Annotated in this window: 18 protein-coding genes; all 18 read right to left on the bottom strand. The window is 64.9% G+C overall.

Going from position 1 to position 17231, the window contains the following annotated elements; all coding sequences use genetic code 11:
* Window positions 1–5: 5 nt before the first annotated feature.
* The 18 genes from TVD_RS06360 to TVD_RS06275 all read right to left on the bottom strand — a co-directional run bounded on the left by TVD_RS06360 (window position 6) and on the right by TVD_RS06275 (window position 17174).
* A complete protein-coding gene (locus tag TVD_RS06360; RefSeq protein WP_018145737.1) occupies window positions 6–749 on the bottom strand; it encodes a flagellar motor protein in 744 nt (247 codons plus the stop codon).
* A 1-nt stretch (window position 750) separates the two neighbouring features.
* Window positions 751–1866 carry a protein-glutamate methylesterase/protein-glutamine glutaminase gene (locus TVD_RS06355; protein WP_018951419.1) on the bottom strand — a complete coding sequence of 372 codons (1116 nt, stop codon included), beginning with the start codon at window positions 1864–1866 and terminating at the stop codon, window positions 751–753.
* Window positions 1867–1868: 2 nt separating this feature from the next.
* Window positions 1869–3932: a chemotaxis protein CheA gene (locus TVD_RS06350; RefSeq protein ID WP_047251123.1), complete on the bottom strand. Its 2064-nt coding sequence runs from the start codon at window positions 3930–3932 to the stop codon at window positions 1869–1871.
* A gap of 44 nt (window positions 3933–3976) precedes the next feature.
* Complete coding sequence (locus TVD_RS06345; RefSeq protein WP_018145740.1) at window positions 3977–4753, bottom strand: protein phosphatase CheZ; 777 nt, start codon at window positions 4751–4753, stop codon at window positions 3977–3979.
* 95 nt (window positions 4754–4848) lie between these two features.
* Window positions 4849–5229: a chemotaxis response regulator CheY gene (gene cheY / locus TVD_RS06340; protein ID WP_018145741.1), complete on the bottom strand. Its 381-nt coding sequence runs from the start codon at window positions 5227–5229 to the stop codon at window positions 4849–4851.
* A 41-nt stretch (window positions 5230–5270) separates the two neighbouring features.
* On the bottom strand, window positions 5271–6038 hold the full coding sequence (locus TVD_RS06335; RefSeq protein ID WP_018951417.1) for an RNA polymerase sigma factor FliA: 768 nt from the start codon (window positions 6036–6038) through the stop codon (window positions 5271–5273).
* Window positions 6035–6859 (bottom strand): MinD/ParA family protein, encoded by an 825-nt coding sequence (locus TVD_RS06330; RefSeq protein WP_018937629.1) that lies wholly within the window; start codon window positions 6857–6859, stop codon window positions 6035–6037. Before TVD_RS06330 ends, TVD_RS06335 begins: the two co-directional genes overlap by 4 nt.
* Window positions 6846–8090: a flagellar biosynthesis GTPase FlhF gene (gene flhF / locus TVD_RS06325; protein ID WP_019628219.1), complete on the bottom strand. Its 1245-nt coding sequence runs from the start codon at window positions 8088–8090 to the stop codon at window positions 6846–6848. Before flhF ends, TVD_RS06330 begins: the two co-directional genes overlap by 14 nt.
* A 73-nt stretch (window positions 8091–8163) precedes the next feature.
* On the bottom strand, window positions 8164–10266 hold the full coding sequence (flhA, locus tag TVD_RS06320; protein ID WP_018951414.1) for a flagellar biosynthesis protein FlhA: 2103 nt from the start codon (window positions 10264–10266) through the stop codon (window positions 8164–8166).
* Entirely contained in the window at window positions 10266–11417 is a 1152-nt protein-coding gene (gene flhB / locus TVD_RS06315) for a flagellar biosynthesis protein FlhB (RefSeq protein WP_047251122.1), read from the bottom strand. Before flhB ends, flhA begins: the two co-directional genes overlap by 1 nt.
* Before the next feature lies 1 nt (window position 11418).
* Window positions 11419–12192 carry a flagellar biosynthetic protein FliR gene (gene fliR, locus TVD_RS06310; protein ID WP_047251121.1) on the bottom strand — a complete coding sequence of 258 codons (774 nt, stop codon included), beginning with the start codon at window positions 12190–12192 and terminating at the stop codon, window positions 11419–11421.
* A 4-nt stretch (window positions 12193–12196) separates the two neighbouring features.
* Window positions 12197–12466: a flagellar biosynthesis protein FliQ gene (gene fliQ / locus TVD_RS06305; protein ID WP_019593099.1), complete on the bottom strand. Its 270-nt coding sequence runs from the start codon at window positions 12464–12466 to the stop codon at window positions 12197–12199.
* 9 nt (window positions 12467–12475) lie between these two features.
* Window positions 12476–13228, bottom strand: coding sequence for a flagellar type III secretion system pore protein FliP (gene fliP / locus TVD_RS06300; RefSeq protein ID WP_018145749.1), 753 nt, complete (start codon window positions 13226–13228; stop codon window positions 12476–12478).
* Window positions 13228–13674 (bottom strand): flagellar biosynthetic protein FliO, encoded by a 447-nt coding sequence (gene fliO / locus TVD_RS06295; protein WP_018145750.1) that lies wholly within the window; start codon window positions 13672–13674, stop codon window positions 13228–13230. Before fliO ends, fliP begins: the two co-directional genes overlap by 1 nt.
* A 2-nt stretch (window positions 13675–13676) precedes the next feature.
* Entirely contained in the window at window positions 13677–14285 is a 609-nt protein-coding gene (gene fliN, locus TVD_RS06290; RefSeq protein ID WP_019562463.1) for a flagellar motor switch protein FliN, read from the bottom strand.
* A gap of 10 nt (window positions 14286–14295) precedes the next feature.
* Window positions 14296–15270, bottom strand: coding sequence for a flagellar motor switch protein FliM (gene fliM / locus TVD_RS06285; RefSeq protein ID WP_018145752.1), 975 nt, complete (start codon window positions 15268–15270; stop codon window positions 14296–14298).
* A gap of 10 nt (window positions 15271–15280) precedes the next feature.
* A complete protein-coding gene (locus TVD_RS06280; RefSeq protein ID WP_018937636.1) occupies window positions 15281–15778 on the bottom strand; it encodes a flagellar basal body-associated FliL family protein in 498 nt (165 codons plus the stop codon).
* A gap of 310 nt (window positions 15779–16088) precedes the next feature.
* Complete coding sequence (locus tag TVD_RS06275) at window positions 16089–17174, bottom strand: flagellar hook-length control protein FliK (RefSeq protein ID WP_047251120.1); 1086 nt, start codon at window positions 17172–17174, stop codon at window positions 16089–16091.
* Between the last annotated feature and the right edge of the window lie 57 nt (window positions 17175–17231).

The raw sequence follows: 17231 nt of genomic DNA, 5'->3' as shown, positions 1-17231 counted from the left end.
TGACCTCACTCGTGGATGAAGCCACTCAGCTTGCTTTCGATGTTCCGCGGGTTTTCCCCTTCCGCAATGGCGATCAAGCCTTCCATCAGCATTTGCTGGTGTTGCGAACGGTTCTGAATAATCGACTTCAACTTGTTGGCCACCGGCAGGAACAGCAGGTTGGCCGAGGCAATGCCGTAGATCGTGGCGACAAAGGCCGCCGCGATGCCCGCCCCCAGCTTGCTCGGGTCCGCGAGGTTCTGCATCACCGCCATCAGGCCCATCACCGCGCCGACGATCCCCAGGGTCGGGGCATAGATCCCCATGCTCTCGAAGATCTTCGCGCCCTGCAGGTCGAAGTGCTCGCGGTTGTCGAGGTCGGCCTCCATGATCTGGCGAATGGTCTGCGGTTCACTACCGTCCACCAGCAGTTGCAGCCCCTTGCGGGCAAAGCCATCGGTCTCCTCGTCGGCCAGCGTCTCCAGGCCTAGCAGGCCTTCCTTGCGCGCGACATGCGACCACTCGACGATCTGCTCGACCGTCGCGCGATTGTCGACCTTCGGCGGCTTGAAGGCCCACGGCAGGATGCGCATACCGTGCATGAACACCGACAGCCGTGCCTGCACCAGGGTCGCCCCCAGGGTTCCCAGCACCACGATCAGGAAGGCCGCGGCATTCCACAGCGCGCCCAGGCCACTGCCCTTGGCAATGCTGCCGCCGAGAACCGCCACCAGCCCCAGGGTAATCCCGATGAGGCTCAGGATATCCATGTCAGCAGAACCCCTTCACCAGTGCGGGCCCGATTTCGGGCAGCGGGTACACATGATCGGACAGGCCGGCCTCGGCTACTGCCGCCGGCATCCCGTACACCACGCAGGTCGCCGCATCCTGCGACCACACCTGCGCGCCGGCGCCCTTCAGTGCCCGCGTGCCTTCGCGGCCATCGGCACCCATGCCGGTGAGGATCACGGCAAGCACCTGCCCGCGCAGCGCCTCCACGGCGGAACCGAAGGCCGCATCCACGCTCGGCTTGTAGATGGTGCCCAGAGGGCTCTCCGCGATTCGCACATGCGTCTGGCTGCCGCGTTCCAGCGTCATCTGCATCCCGCCCGGCGCCAGCAGCGCCACGCCCGGTTTCAGCACGTCGCCGTCCTTCGCCTGACGGACTTCGATATTGCACATGGCGTTCAGGCGTTCGGCGAAGGCCGGGGTAAAACTGGCGGGCATGTGTTGCACCAGCAGGATCGGCAGCGGGAAATTCGCCGGGAGCGGCTTCAGCACCTCCTGCAGCGCCACCGGACCGCCGGTGGAGGTACCAATCAGCACCGCGCGCAACTGCCGTAACGGCGTCGGCGGCCGGGAACTGGCAACCGCGGGAGCCGGCTTGCGCGCATCGGCCGCTGCCTGACGGTCGGTCTCTTCGCGGCGCGCGGACGGACGGGCTTCCCGCGCAGGCGTGGTCGTGCCCGGGGCACTAACGGAGCGCGCCCGGCTGCGTGACAACGAGCGCACACGGCGCCGAAGCAGCATGCGTGCGCTGTCCTCGTCCCCGGCCATGTCGCTGAAGCGCTTGGGAAGGAAGTCCACCGCACCGGCCTCCAGCGCATCCAGGGTCGCTTGGGCTCCCTCGGTGGTGAGACTGGAGAACATCAGGATCGGAAGCGGGCGCTCGGCCATGATCTTGCGCACCGCGGTGATGCCGTCCATCACCGGCATCTCGATATCCATGGTCACGACATCGGGATCGAGCTCCCGGACCTTGGCGATCGCCTGCTCGCCATTCTCGGCCGAACCCACGACCTCGATGCCGGAATCGGAATCCAGGATCTCGGCGATACGCCGACGAAAGAACCCCGAGTCGTCAACCACCAGAACCCTGATCGGCATCCTCAGCCCTCGCTCGAGCGCGACGCGCGGCGCGGTCGACCGGACATTTGCAGTTGCCGCATCAGGATGGTCACCAGATCAGAGACGTCGAGGATCAGGGCGATGCCGCCATCTCCGGTGATCGTCGCTCCCGCCAGGCCCTTCACACCTTGCAGATTCTGGCCGAGCGGCTTGATGACCACCTCTTCCTGCCCCACGAGATCATCCACTACCAGCCCTACCTTGCGGTCGGCCGTATGGACCACCACTACGTGGGCATCCTTGCGCGGCTCGGGCTCGTGCCCCGGCTTCAACCAGCGCTTGAGGTAATGAACAGGCAGGGCGTGCTTGCGCACCATGATGACTTCCTGATCATCCACGTAATTCGTCTTGGTCAAATCCAGATCCAGGATCTCGGAGACCGAAGCCAGCGGGATCGCAAAACGCCGGCCGTCCAGAATCACCATCAGCGCGGGCAGGATCGCCAGGGTCAGGGGCAGCTTCACCCGCAGCGTGGTCCCTACGCCGATCTCGGAATCAATCTCGATGGTGCCGTTGAGCTGCGAGATCTTGGTCTTGACGACGTCCATGCCAACCCCGCGGCCGGAGACGTCCGAGATCTCGGTCTTGGTGGAGAATCCGGCCATAAAGATGACGTTGAAGGCCTCGCGATCGGTCATCCGTTCGGCCATCGCGGGCTCCATCAGCCCCTTCTCCACCACCTTGCGCCGCAGGGCCTGTGGGTCCATGCCACCGCCGTCGTCCTTGATCAGCAGTGCGATGTGATCGCCCTCCTGGGCCGCGCCGAGCACGACCGTACCCTTGCGCGGCTTGCCCGCCGCCTCGCGCACATCTGGCGTCTCGATGCCATGGTCCACAGCATTCCGCACCAGATGCACCAGCGGATCGGACAGGGCCTCGACCAGATTCTTGTCGAGGTCGGTTTCCTCGCCGAAGATCTCCAGTTCGATCTCCTTGCCCAGATTCCGCGACAGATCGCGGATCACTCGAGGGAAGCGATTGAAGACCTTCTTCACCGGCTGCATGCGGGTCTTCATCACCGAGGTCTGCAGGTCGGAGGTCACCAGTGCCAGCGAACTGATCGCCTTGCCCAGTTCGTCGTCGACATGCTGCGAACGCAGCATGCTCAGCCGGTTTCGCACCAGAACCAGCTCGCCCACCAGGTTCATGATCTCGTCCAGCCGCTCGGTATCCACACGCACGGAGGTCTCGCCCTGTGGAGCCGGGCGCCCCCCGGCCTCGGCCCCGCCGGCGCGGGCACCACCACCGCCCTGCCCACCGGCGGCAGCCGGCTCCGGCGCTACTGCTTTTTCCGGCTCGGGCGCCGCGGCCGCGGGCTCGGTCGGCAGTGGATCCGCAGCCGGTTCGGGCGATGCCTGACCCCCGCCCTTGGCCTGCAACTCGTCCAACAAATTCTCGAACTCGTCGTCGCTGATCAGATCACCGCCCGAGTCGTCGCTGGCCCCGGCGCCGCCCGACACGGCCGCGTCCACGGGTGCCGGGGCGCCGTCACCATGCAACGTATCCAGCAGGGCCTCGAACTCGTCGTCCGTGATCTCCTCCCCGCCGCCCACCATGGCGTCGCCGGGGGCCGAGGCCTGTGGCTCGGGGACGGGCTCGGGGACGGGCTCCGGTTCAGGCGCGGGCGGCGCCGTGGCGGTATCTCCGGCCACGTCTTCGTTTTTTGCCATGCGCCGCAGGTCCTCGACCACCGCGGCATCGGCGGGGGTCGGGTCCACGCCGGAGCGCAGATCCCCGAACATGACGTTCAGGGAGTCCAGCACGCGGAGCATGGTGTCCATCAGATGGCTATCGGCCCGGCGTTCGCCGTTGCGCAGCAGATTGAAGACGTCCTCGGCGTGATGACACACCGTCACCAGCGGATCCAGGCTCAAGAACCCGGCGCCCCCCTTGATGGTGTGGAAGCTTCGAAAGACCGCATTCAACAGATCCCGGTCGTCCGGATTCTGTTCCAGGTCGATGAGTTGCTCGTTGAGCCCCTCCAGCAGTTCCCCGGCCTCGATCAGGAAGTCCTGAAGGATTTCGTCATTGGGGTCGATGGCCATTCAGTCTCTCCGGTCCCGTGGCGCCAGTCGTATGGGGGGCACTGCTAGAAGCCCAGGCTTGATAGCAGATCGTCCACCTCGTCCTGTCCTTGAACGACATCTGCGCTGGAATCTTGAGTCTTGGGCACACTGGGGCCGTGGCCCTTGCGGTCCGCCTCGCGGTCTTCTTCGCCACGCTCCAGGGACGCTTCGGCCGCTTCGACCTGCTCCATGCGCCCGCTGGAGAGCCGAATCAGGGTAACGAGGTTCTCTTCGAGGTCGGTCACCAGCTGGATCACGCGGCGAATCACCTGGCCGGTAATGTCCTGATAACTTTGTGCCATCAACACCTCGGAGAGCAGCCGCCGCAATTCCTCGGCGTCCTCGCCCGCCTGCCCGAAGAAGCTGTCCAGCTCACGCGCGAAATCGCGGAATTCGTCCACCGAGAGCTGCCGGTTGCGAAAGCGCGTCCATTTGGCGGTCAAGTCGGCCGCCTGCTGGCTGAACGACTCGGCGATCGGCAGGCTCGATTCGATGGCGCCCATCGTGGCGTGCGCGGCCTGCTCGGTCATGGTGACCACGTAGTTCAGGCGTTCCTTCGCATCCGGGATCTCCGCCTGGGTCAGCTCTACCAGGCGCGAGTCGCCACGGAAGCTTTGCAAGGCCTCGTGAAGGTCGCGCGTCAGCTTGCCCAGTTCGTCGAAGAGCTCGCGGTCGTAAGGACGCGCTAGATCCTGCACCAGCGCGCGTGCCGCCGCGTCGTCGCCCGCCTCGAGCGTCTGCACCAGTTGCCGGGCCAGCTCGAGCTGGCCGTCGCGTGGGGGGTGTTCCTGTTCAGTCATGAGGAGCCTCTTGCTGGTACGGCGCCGAAGGAGCCGGGTCACGTCTACCCGCGCAAGCGAGACGGACGTCGTCCGTATTCATCACTGGGCGATGCTTAGCCCTGTGCTTCAATACGTTCGAAGATCTTGTCGATCTTTTCCTTCAGCGTTTCGGCGGTAAACGGCTTGACCACGTAACCGTTCACACCTGCCTCCGCAGCCTCCACGATCTGGTCGCGCTTGGCCTCGGCCGTCACCATCAGCACCGGCATCGACTTCAGGTTGGCATCCGCCCGGACGGCCTTCAGCAGGTCGATGCCCGGCATATTGGGCATGTTCCAGTCGGTAATCAGGAAGTCGAAATCACCATTTTGCAGCATCGGCAGCGCGGTGCTGCCGTCGTCGGCTTCCTGCGTATTATTGAAGCCAAGATCGCGCAAGAGGTTCTTGATAATGCGCCGCATCGTGGAAAAATCGTCCACGATGAGAATTTTCATTCCCTTGTCCACACGTCACTCCGGGATTCGTAAGGTGAGTTTTAGAATAACTGCAAAGCCGTGCCGTCTTCGAGCCACGACCCCATGCGCGCGCGCAGCCGGATGACCGCCTGGCTGCGAATCTGGCTCACGCGCGACTCGGTCACGCCCAGAACAGCCCCGATCTCGCGCAGATTCAGTTCTTCGGTGTAATACAGCGACAGCACCAGGCGTTCGCGTTCAGGCAGATCCCCAAGGGCCTCGGCCAACTCCTCGCGAAACTCGCCAGCCTCAAGGCTACGCGACGGAGAGACTTCCTGCCCCTCGATCACACGATCGGCCCCGTCATCCCCGCCACCCAGATCGTCCAGCGCAAACAGATGGGCCCCGGCATGGTCCTTGAGCATGTCGTAATAGTCATCGATCGCCACGTCCAGCTCGGCCGCCACTTCGCTCCCACGCGCCGCACGCCCCTCACGGGCCTCGACACTCTGGATCGCGGCGGCAATACGCCGGCTGTTGCGGTGCACCGAACGCGGCGTCCAGTCACTGCGACGCAATTCGTCGATCATCGCACCGCGGATGCGGATTCCGGCGTAGGTGGCAAAGGTCGCCCCCTGCCCGCCCTCGAACTGCCGCGCCGCCTCCAGAAGGCCGATCATGCCGGCCTGGATCAGATCATCGACCTGGACCGAGGCCGGCAGACGGGCCATCAGGTGGTGCGCGATGCGATGCACCAGTTCAACGTGATCGGCAATCAACTTCTCGTGTCCACCGGTCGCGGTGGACGTCGCCTGGTAGCCGGAAAGTCGATTACGCGTCGTCATCATGCACTCTGCAGCATTCGTTCCACGAAGAACCCGACGCCCCCGTGGTCACCCCCACCAACCGGCCAGCGGTCCACCGTGCGTGCCAGTTCGGCAAACGCCTTGCCGGCCGGACTGCCGGGATACTGCTGAACCACCGGTGCCCTTTTCTGCACGGACTTGCGCAGATGTTCGTCCATCGGGATATAGCCGGCCAGATCCAGGACCACCTCCGGCAGGTAATTGCCACAGACGGTATTGAGTTTCTGCATCAGCCGCTCCGCACCCTCGCGTCCGCTGACCATGTTGGTGACCATGCGGAAACGCCGCAGCCCGTGGTCACGATGCAGCACCTTGATCAGGGCATAGGCATCGGTAATCGAAGCCGGCTCGTCGCAGACCACCACAAGGGTCTCCTGTACCGCCCGGCAGAACGAAGTCACCGACTCCTGCAGGCCTGCAGCAGTGTCCACGATCAGGACATCCAGCGGCTTGCGGTAGGCGCTGAAGGCATGGATCAGCCCCGCGTGCTCGGCCGGCGTAAGATTCGCCATCGCCGCGATACCGGAGGCCGACGGGACCACCTTCACCCCGTCCGGCCCCTGAACCAGGACATCGTCCAGGCTGTCCACGGCGCCGGTCACCAGGTCGTGCAGGGTGCGCTCCGGGCGCATCCCGAGCAACAGGTCCACGTTGGCCAGGCCCAGATCCGCATCGAACAGCATCACCTCGCGGCCCAACCGGGCCAGGCCGACCGCCAGATTGACCGACACGTTGGTCTTGCCCACGCCGCCCTTGCCCGAGGCGACCGCAATGACCTTCAACGGCTTGTTAGTGCGTGGCATAACGCCCCTTTCCAACCGGCTGAATCAGTTCCAGTGTGGCCGGCTCGGCCCCCTGCGCCGGGCGCAGCGGCGAGCGCGAGCGTCGCGGCGCTTCCATTTCGGCCAGCCGTTCGGCGGCCCAGGTCTCGCGGGCATTGCCACCCGCCTGCGCACCCTCGGCATCGTCGTCCAGTGCCAGGCGGGTCAGATACCCCGTATCGACCCGGTGAAAATCCTCGGCGATGCGCTGGCCATCGCTTACAAACCCAAGCCCCAGGTGCTGGTCCAGCAGGACCGACAGGACCTCGCCCAGCTGTTCTGCCTCGTCCAGTTTGGTCAGCACCAGCGCCGAGGGATCCGCCTTGCGAAACGCGTCCAGCACCCGCCGCAAGGTACTGCCCTGGGTCGTGGCCGACACAACCAACCAGCTCTCGGCACGGATATCCGGCGGCAGATGCGCGAACAGCGACTCCTCCTCCACCGCGCGCGGCGCCTGCCCGGCGGTATCCACCAGGATCAGGTGGCCATCGTCCACGCGCCGCGCCAGATCGCGCAGTTCGCGCGCATTCTGCAGCACGCGCACCGAGATCCCCGCCATCTGTGCAAAGGCTTGCAGCTGCCGTGTGGCACCGATGCGCTGGCTGTCCAGGGTCACCAGCGTAACCGAATCCGGTCCCATCCGACGGATCTGGCGCAACGCGATCCGTGCCAGCGTGGTGGTCTTGCCGACACCGGTCGGCCCCACCATCGCCAGCAGCCCGCCCTCGTCCAGGATCGCCGGGCGATGCGTGGCAATCGCACCCGAAAGCCGCGCGCGGAGACGCTCCCAAGCCTGCTCGGGGGAGCTGTCATCGAGGATGCTGCCCGCCAGGCTGCGGGCCAGCGATTCACTGAAGCCGCGGTCGATCAGGCGGACCTTGCATTCGGCCGCCAGGGGGTGACGGGCCGCCCAGCGAGCCTCGTCACTCTCCGCATACTGACGCGTCATCAAGCTGCGCAGGTCACGCAACTCCTGGCGCATCGCGGTGAGCTCGGGATCGGCCGGCCACGAAGGGGCCGCCGAATTCGGGGCGCGGTCGGCGGTTCGCGCCTCGCGGGCCGGCTTTGCGGCCTCCGGCTCGCGCACCGGCTCCGAGGACTCGCCATCCTCCAGGGCGGCGACCACCTCCAACCAGCCATCCACCCGGCGACTGGAGAGGATCACGGCATCCTCTCCCTGTTGTTCGCGCACCTGACGCATGGCGTCGCGCATGTCCCGGGCCCGATATCGTCTGACATTCATGCTTTGATCTCCTGCGCCGCTCACGCGGCGGAACCCCTATGTCTCATGCGGACTGCTTCGCCGTTTCTTCCTGACCGACCGTGGCCACTACCCGAATCCGCCGGTTGTCGGGGATCTCGGTAAACGCCAGGACGGTCAGGCTGCGAACCGCGCCGCGCAACCAGCCGGCAATCCAGGAACGGATCTCCGGTGCCACCACCAGGATCGCCGCTTGGCCGGCCGTCTCCTGGCGGCGCGCCGCGTCCGCAACCGAACGCTGCAACCGTTCCGCCAGCCCGGGCTCCAGTCCAACCGTGCCACCCGAGCTGCCCTGCAGGGACTTATGCAAGAGCTGTTCCAGCGATGGGTCCAGGGCAATCAATGGCAGCTCATCCTCCGGTCCCACAAGGTCCTGGACGATGGAACGCGACAGCGCGACGCGCACCGCTGCGGTCAAAGTGCCGGGATCCTGACTCTTCACCCCGTCGTCTGCCAGGGTTTCGGCGATCGTGCGCAGGTCGCGGATCGAGACCTGCTCGGCCAGCAGGTTCTGCAACACCTTCAGCACGATCGAAAGCGACAGGGTCTTGGGCACGAGGTTCTCCACCAGCTTCGGCGAATGCCGCGCCAGCTGATCCAGCAGGTGCTGTGCCTCCTCGTGCCCGATCAGGCGGTGGGCGTTCTCGCGGAACACCTGCGACAGATGCGTCGCAATCACCGTGGAACAGTCGACCACGGTATAGCCGGCGCCCTGGGCCTGGTCGCGATCCGACGGGTCGATCCACAGGGCATCCAGGTTGAAGGTCGGGTCCTTGGTCGGGGTGCCCGGCACGGTGCCGAAGACCTCGCCCGGATTGATCGCCAGTTCGCGGTCGGGGAACACCTCGGCTTCGGCCACGGTGACCCCCAGCAGGCTGATCCGATAGGCGTTCGGACTGAGCTCCAGGTTGTCGCGGATGTGCACAGGCTGCAGCAGGAAACCGAGCTCCTGCGACAGCTTGCGCCGCACGCCCTTGATCCGGCCCATCAACTGACCGTCCTGGGTACGGTCCACCAAGGGGATCAGGCGGTAGCCGACCTCGAGGGAGACCAGGTCCACCGGCGGGACGTCTTCCCAGGTCAGGTCGCGATCCTCCGAACGAGCCCCGCCTTCGTCTTCCTGCGGGATGCGTTCCACTTCCACCTCGGCCTCGCGGCTCCGCCGCTTGAGCAGGTAGGCCCAGCCAAAGATCAACGCCGCCAGCCCCAGGAACACGGCGTTCGGCATGCCCGGCACGACGCCCAGCGCGCCGATCACGCCACCGGCGACGTACAGGACCCGCGGGTTGGAGAACATCTGCCCGTACACCTGCTGGCCCATGTCCTGGCTGCTGGTCACGCGGGTCACGATGATCGCGGTGGCGGAGGACAGCACCAGCGACGGGATCTGGGCAACGATGCCGTCGCCGATGGTCAGCAACACGTAGTTGGTCGCGGCATCGCCGATCGACATGCCGTGCTGCACCGCACCGATGGTGAGCCCGCCGATGATGTTTACGAACAGGATCAGGATCCCCGCGATGGCATCGCCGCGGACGAACTTGGAGGCACCGTCCATGGAGCCGTAGAAGTCCGCCTCGCTGGCAATCTCCTCGCGGCGCTTGCGCGCCTCTTCCTGAGTCAGGATGCCGGCGTTCAGGTCGGCGTCGATCGCCATCTGCTTGCCGGGCATGGAATCCAGGGTAAAGCGGGCGCTGACCTCGGACACACGCCCGGCCCCCTTGGTCACCACCACGAAGTTGATGATGATCAGGATCGCGAACACCACCAGCCCCACGGTGTAGTTGCCGCCGACCACGAAGTCGCCGAAGGCCTGGATGACCTTGCCGGCGGCATCCGTGCCGGTGTGGCCTTCCAGCAGGATCACGCGGGTGGAGGCGATGTTCAGCGCCAGGCGCAGCAGCGTGGCGACCAGCAACACGGTCGGGAAGACCGCGAATTCCAGCGGCCGCGGGGTGTACACCGCAACCATGATCACCACCAGCGACAGCGCGATATTGAAGGTGAACAGCACATCCAGCGCCAGCGGCGGCAGCGGCAGCACCATCATCGAGAGCATCGCGATCAGCAGGATCGGCGCCCCCAGCCCCCACTTGCCCACGTTACCCAGACGGTCAAAGAAGGCCATTAGCGATCCCTCCGCGGGCCGCGTTGCTTGTCAGGATCGAGATAGTCCTCGGGTACTGGAAGGTCATCCGGCATCTGCGCGTCGGCATCGGCCCGCTTGAGCTGGTAGACGTACGCCAGGATGCGGGCCACGGCCACGAACAGACCGTTGGGCACTTCCTGGTTCAGATCGGTGGTGAAGTAGATGGCGCGGGCCACGCGCGGGGCCTCGACGCGGATGATCGCGTGTTCGTCCCCGACTGCACGGATCGAGGCGGCCACCTCGTCGACGCCCTTGGCCACCACCTTCGGTGCCGCCATGCGCGAGGCCTCGTAGACGATAGCCACGGCGTAGTGGGTCGGGTTGGTGATGATCACGTCGGCCTTGGGGACCTCTTCCATCATTCGCCGCTGCGCCATCTCCTGCTGCAACTGACGGATCTTTTGCTTGACCTCCGGCTTGCCGTCGGTCTCCTTGTACTCGTCCTTGACCTCCTGGCGGGTCATGCGCAGTTGCTTCTGGTGATTCCACATCTGGAACGGCGCATCAATGGCGGCGACCACGATCAGGGCCGCCGAGACCGCGATGAAGGTTCCCATAACCAGCTGGGCGGCATGGATGATGCCCTGATGAACAGGCTCGTAACCGAGCATCAGCAGCCGGTCGGAGAAGGTGGCCAGCACGGCGACCGCAACACTGCTGATCAGTACGAACTTGGCGAAGGTCTTGCCAAACTCCATCAGTCCCTGCCAGGAGAAGATCCGCTTCAGACCCTTCCCGGGATTCAGCTTGGAAGGCTTGGGTGCGGCGGCCTTCCAGGAGAAATTGGCGCCACCGATCACGATCGGCGCGAGCATCGCGGCCACGACCAGAACGCCGAACAAAGGGAACAGAGTCCGCAGGGTGCGGAAGATCTCATCGGCCAGATACGGCAATAACAGCGACGAGTCGTAAGCCATTTCGCGTTCGAAATCCAGGCGACTGCTCATCTGTTCCGCGAGTTGTGCCCCCATGCTTGACCCGTACATCAGCATGAAGGCGCCCGCCGTCATCAGCACCAGGAACGTACTCAGCTCGCGCGAGCGCGGGACCTGCCCCTTCTCCTTCGCCTCGCGCAGGCGTTTCGGGGTGGGCTCTTCGCTTTTTTCCTGTCCGCTTTCGTTCTCGGCCATTTCAGAAGCCCATCCGGGTCTGCATCAGGTTGAAGGCCTCGAACATCAGTTCGCCAAAACGTTCCGGCAGGCCCGGCAGGATCAACATCATCAGCACGAACCCGATCAGGATCATCATCGGGAACCCCACCGCGAAGATGTTGAGCTGCGGGGACGCGCGGGTGATGACCCCCATGGAGATATTCACCAACAGGAGCGACGCAACCGCCGGCAATGCCACCAGCACCGCGCCCACAAACATCGTGGAGCCGAAGGCCACCAGGGCGTAGAAGGCCTCCGCGTTCAGACCGGTCGGGGCGATCGGCATGGTCTCGAAGCTGGTCAACATCAGCTCCAGGGCAATCAGATGGCCGTTCATCGCCAGGAACAGGAGGGTCGAAAAAATCACAAAGATGGTCGAGACCACCGGGACCTGAACGCCCTGAGCCGGATCCATGATGGAGGCAAAACCCAGGCCCATGCCCAGTGCGATCACCTCGCCCGCCTGAGTCACGGCCGAGAACACCATCTGCAGAATGAAGCCCATGAACACGCCAATCGCGACCTGGTGCAGGGTGACCAGCACGCCCTCAAGACTCAACGGATCGATATCCGGCAGGACCGGGCCCTGCATGGCCACAAAGATCGCCAGCAACAGCGCCAGCCCCATGCGCACCCGCGCATTGACCGTATCCGCGCCGAAGATCGGCATGGCGACGAGCATGGCGCCAATGCGGGCGAACGGCCACAGGACCGCCCCCACCCACAGCACCAGCTGTTCCGCCGCCAGCGTCATGTGCCTACCCCACCATCCCCGGCGCACCCTCGTAGAGGCGCTCGGTGTAGTCGATCAGTAGCTGCAACATCCAGTGGCCGCTGAACAACAGGGCCGCGAACATCGCCAGCAGCTTGGGGATGAACGACAGGGTCATTTCCTGAATCTGCGTAGCCGCTTGCAGCATCCCGATCGTGAGGCCGACCGCGAGGGCTGTTAACAACGGGGGTGCAGACAGGAGGATCACTACCATGAGCGTTTCCTGCCCCACATCCACGACGAGTTCGGGTGTCATTCTCGACTCCTACACGAAAAAGCTGGTGGCGAGTGTGTTCATCATCAGCGCCCAGCCGTCCACCAGCACGAACAGCATCACCTTGAACGGCAGCGAGATAATCAGCGGGGAGAGCATCACCATCCCCATCGACATCAGGACCGAGGCCACCACCAGGTCGATGATCAGGAACGGGATCAGGATCAGGAAGCCAATCTGGAATGCGGTCTTGAGCTCGCTGGTAATGAACGCCGGCACCAGCAGGTTCAACGGGATGTCATCCGCCTCCTCGAATCCGTCGATCCCATTGATCTCGGCAAACATCGCGATATCGCTCTCGCGGGTATGCATCAGCATGAACTCGCGCAACGGCTGCACCCCCGCCTCGATCACCTCCTCCGTCCCGATCTCCTCGTTCACGTAGGGCACAAACGCGGTCTCGTAGATCTCGTCGAGCACCGGGGCCATCACGAACAGGGTCAGGAAGAAGGCCAGGCCAATCAGAATCTGGTTGGAAGGTGTCTGGGTTGTGCCCAGGCCCTGGCGCAGGATCGCCAGCACCACAATGATCCGGGTGAAGGACGTCATCATGATCAGGATCGACGGCAGCAGGGTCAGCAGCGTCATCAACAGGATGATCTGCAGGGTGACCGAGTAGGTCTCGCCCCCGTCTCCGTTGGTGGTCACAGTCAGGGCCTCGATGCCCTGCGCCACCTGAGCCCCGGCGAGGCCCGGCAGGAGCAGCAGGCCCAGTGCCAGCGCGAACCGCAGGAACAGCGCCATCACGACTGCCCCCGCTCGCTGCTACCGGGCGGAGCCCGGCGGGTCACGGCGCGCTTGAGTGCGCTGGAGAAATCCGGCGTCTCCCCGGCCGGCGCCACCACCGGCTCGCGCATCGTGTGTAGGGTGCGCATGCCGGAGGGGGCCACGCCCACCAGCACCTGTTCATCGCCCACCTGAACCAGCACCAGACGCTCGCGCGTGCCCACCGAGCGTGCCGCGACGATCTCGATCACCTGCGAGCCGCGGTTCAGTCCGCCCTGGGTCCGGCGCAGGATCCAGCCCAGCACCACAATGGCACCGATCACCAGTACCAGACCGCCGATTAGCTGGGTCAGATAGGCCGCGGCCCCGCCACTGCCACCCTCCGCAAGGGCAGTCAAAGGCCAGAGGGTCCCCGTGACGGCCGCCAGGACGAGGGCCGAACTGCGCGTATTACGTGGATTCATGGCTATTTGAGCTTGCGGATGCGCTCACTGGGGCTGATCACATCGGTCAGCCGGATCCCGAACTTCTCGTTGACAACCACGACCTCGCCATGCGCGATCAGCGTGCCATTCACCAGCACGTCCAGCGGCTCCCCCGCCAGACGGTCCAGTTCCACCACCGAGCCCTGGTTCAGCTGCAGCAGGTTGCGGATCGGGATGCGCGTGCGGCCGATCTCCATGGCGATCGTCACTGGAACGTCCAGCACCATCTCCAGATTCATCTCCTCGCCGTCGCCCTGCACCACCCCCGATAGTTGTTCGGGCTGCAGGGCCTCCGCGGACGAATCGGGCTGGTGCTTGCGCTCCTTTTTCTCGGACTTCGGCGTCGGCTTCGCGGCGGTCGCGTCATCACCTCCCCCCGCAGCAGCCCCGCCTTGCGCGGCGTTCAGCAACTCATCGGGATCAGCCGCGTCTTCGCCGTCGTCATCCTTCTGCTCGGCCAGGGCTGCCGCCCACTCATCCGCCAGCGCCTGGTCATCGCTGCCGCCTTCGGTGTCGGCCATGGTTTCAGCGCCCGCGGTATCTTCATCCACGGCCGGGGTGTCCTGTTTGGGATCGTCGGTGTCAGCCATGCTGCGCCCTCTATCGTTTGATAATGCGTTCCGAAACCTGGATCGCATTCATGCCATTGGATACGCCGAACTTCCCGCGGAACATCGGGATGTCTTCGACCTGCAAGGTGATCTTCTCGGGGAGGTCCACCGGGATGATGTCGCCCGGCTGGATATCCAGCAGCTCGCGCACGGTGACCTCGGTCTCCGCCAGCATGGAGCTGATCTCGACCTCAGCGGTCTGGATCTCCTCCTGCAGCGCGTGCATCCAGCGCTGGTCCACATCGGAGCGATCCGACTGGATGCCGGTATCCAGCTGTTCGCGGATCGGCTCGATCATCGAGTACGGCAGGGTCACGTGCAGATTGCCGCCGCCCCCGTCGAGCTCGATGTGGAACTCGCTGATAACCACGATTTCGGTCGGCGAGACGATGTTCGCGAACTGTGGGTTGACCTCGGAGTTCAGGAACTCGAACTTGAGCTCCATCACCGGCTGCCAGGCCTTCTGCATATCCTCGAAGGCCCCCTCCAGCACGCCGTGGACGACCTTCATCTCCATCGGGGTGAAGTCTCGTCCCTCGATGCGGGTGTAGTAGCGTCCGTCGCCACCGAAAAAGTTGTCGACCAGGATGAACACCAGCTTGGGATCGAACACGAACAAGCCGGTGCCATGCAGCGGATGCGCCCGCACCAGATTGAGGCTGGTGGGGACAAACAGCGAGTGCATGTACTCGGAGAACTTGGTGATACGGGTGCCGACCACCGAGATCTCGGCCGAGCGGCGCAGTACATTGAACAGACGGACCCGGAGCTGACGCGCAAAGCGCTCGTTGATCATCTCCAGCGTGGGCATGCGCCCACGGACGATGCGATCCTGCGTGGCAAAGTTGAATTCCCGCGCCTCACCGTCACTCGGATACGGGTCTTCGGTCTCGACGTCGCCCTCGTCCACACCATGCAGGAGGGCATCGATCTCGTCCTGGCTGAGGATATCCGTCTGCGCCATAACGGGGCTCCTACTGCATCACCAGTTCGTTGAACAACACGGCCTCGACCGCGTCCGGCGCATCCCGCGAGCGCAGAATCTCGCGGATTGCTTCCTTCAGCTCCTCCGCCAGCGATTCCTTGCCATCACGCGTATTCAGATCCTCGTAACGCTGTTCCGCCAGGATGCCCAGGATGTCGTTGCGGATCGCCGGCATATGCCGCTCGAACGCCTCGATCACCGGCGCCTCGTGGGTCACCAGGCTCACCTCGGCACGCAGATACCGGATGCGGCCCGGCGCTTCGATGTTGACAGTCATCGGCTCCAGGCTGGTGTAGAAGCGCTCGGGCGGGCCTTCCTCGACCTGTTCGGCGTCATCGTCGCCCGCAACCAGGAAGAACCAGGCCGCAGCGGCACCACCACCCACCAGCAGGATCACGATCAGCAACAGCAGAATCAGCTTGCCCATGCCGCCCTTCTTGGGGGCGCCGCCTTCGTCGTCGTCCAGATTGACTTCTTTATCCGCCATGTCGCACTCGCTGTCCGGTAAACCGAGGATTTGCTCTCGGCAAAGACCTTAGCAAGGCGGATGCCAGCATTGGCTTTCTATCGCATTATCCGATAGTTAGAAGCCAATACTGGAGGGGGCGGAAGGACACTTCGGGGAAAGGCACGGCCGATAACGTCAAGAATCGGCCGCCCTCCGCGTAGGAAAGACGGATTCTTGGCGGCACTCATGGAAGATCGCTACGACAGAGAAAGGGGCCCGATGGGGCAGGTCACGGATACCGCCGGCCGCCCATCGGATAGCGCAAGACCAAGCCCGCGCCGGGCTCGACTCAGGCAAACAGATCCAGGCGCCGGTTCAGCATCGAGAGCGTGCTGCCCCCATTCTCGTGGTCTTCGGTCTCGTCCAGCTCCGAAGCAGTCCCGGCGGCGGCCTGGCGCTCATCCTGCTCGGCCTGCTCCTCGGCCGCCTGGTCGGAGACGGTCGCGTCCTCGAGCATCAGCCCGCTCTCGGCGAGGCTGTCGCGCAAGCGCGGCATGGCCGCCTCCAGCACCTCGCGGGTCACCGGATTGGCACTGATGAACTGGATGCTTGTGCGGTCACCCTCGACCAGCACCCGAATATCCAGACTGCCCAGCTGTGGGGGATGCAGCTTGAGCTCGGTTCGTCCACCCTGTGCCTGGGCGAGCATGCGCACCTGATCGGCCAGCTCGCGGGCCCCGTTGGGCTGCTGCAGGAGCCGGGTCAGGTCCAGTCGCGGCAACGCGCGTGCAGCGTCCGCCCCCTCGACCTGGCCACCGGCGAGAGCCGGCAAGACGCCCCCCAGGGGATCGGTACGCCCCCGACGCGACTCGTCCCCGCCCTGGGTCATCCACTGGGCGAGGACATCGAGCACACCGTCCCGCGACAGCCCGCCCTGCGCGCCCAGCAGTTCGGGCTTCAATGCGGCCAGGCCATCGCGCCCGCCCGCCGCCTGGCTGGCCTCGACAAACAGGCGCATGACGGCTGCAGGCAGGGGCTTGACCGGCAACGCCTGGCCCTCGGCACCCCCGCGGCCAGAGACGCCCGCCTCCCCACGGGCGGCGTCCATGCGCCCCGGTTCGTGCACTCCCGCCATCAGGCTGGCGACCGGCAAGCCCTTGCCACCCGCCTCGTCGCCCGCGGCGAAACCCTGCCCGTCGAGTAGATCCTGCAGCCGCGCCAGCATGGCTTCCAGATCGAGCCCTTCCAGCTCGTCCCCGGGCACGCCCAGGTTCGCCAGCAAGGCCTCCATCTGCGGCTCCAGAACCGCGAGGAACCCCTCGCCGTCCTTCCCTTTCAGCCCCTTCAGGCCGTCCAGGTCCTGCAGCGCTGCCTCGCCGCCCAGCAACTGCAGCAGCGGCAGCATGCCCTGACCGGTGTTCTGTGTCGCGATCATCTCCGAATCCTCGGTGTGCCGGGCGAATCCCCGGGCCCTTGCCCTAATCGATAGTCA

This window comes from Thioalkalivibrio versutus (genome assembly GCF_001020955.1).
GTDB lineage: Bacteria > Pseudomonadota > Gammaproteobacteria > Ectothiorhodospirales > Ectothiorhodospiraceae > Thioalkalivibrio > Thioalkalivibrio versutus.
The sequence above is the reverse complement of the archived record's forward strand: the minus strand, read 5'-3'. Positions and strand labels throughout refer to the sequence as shown.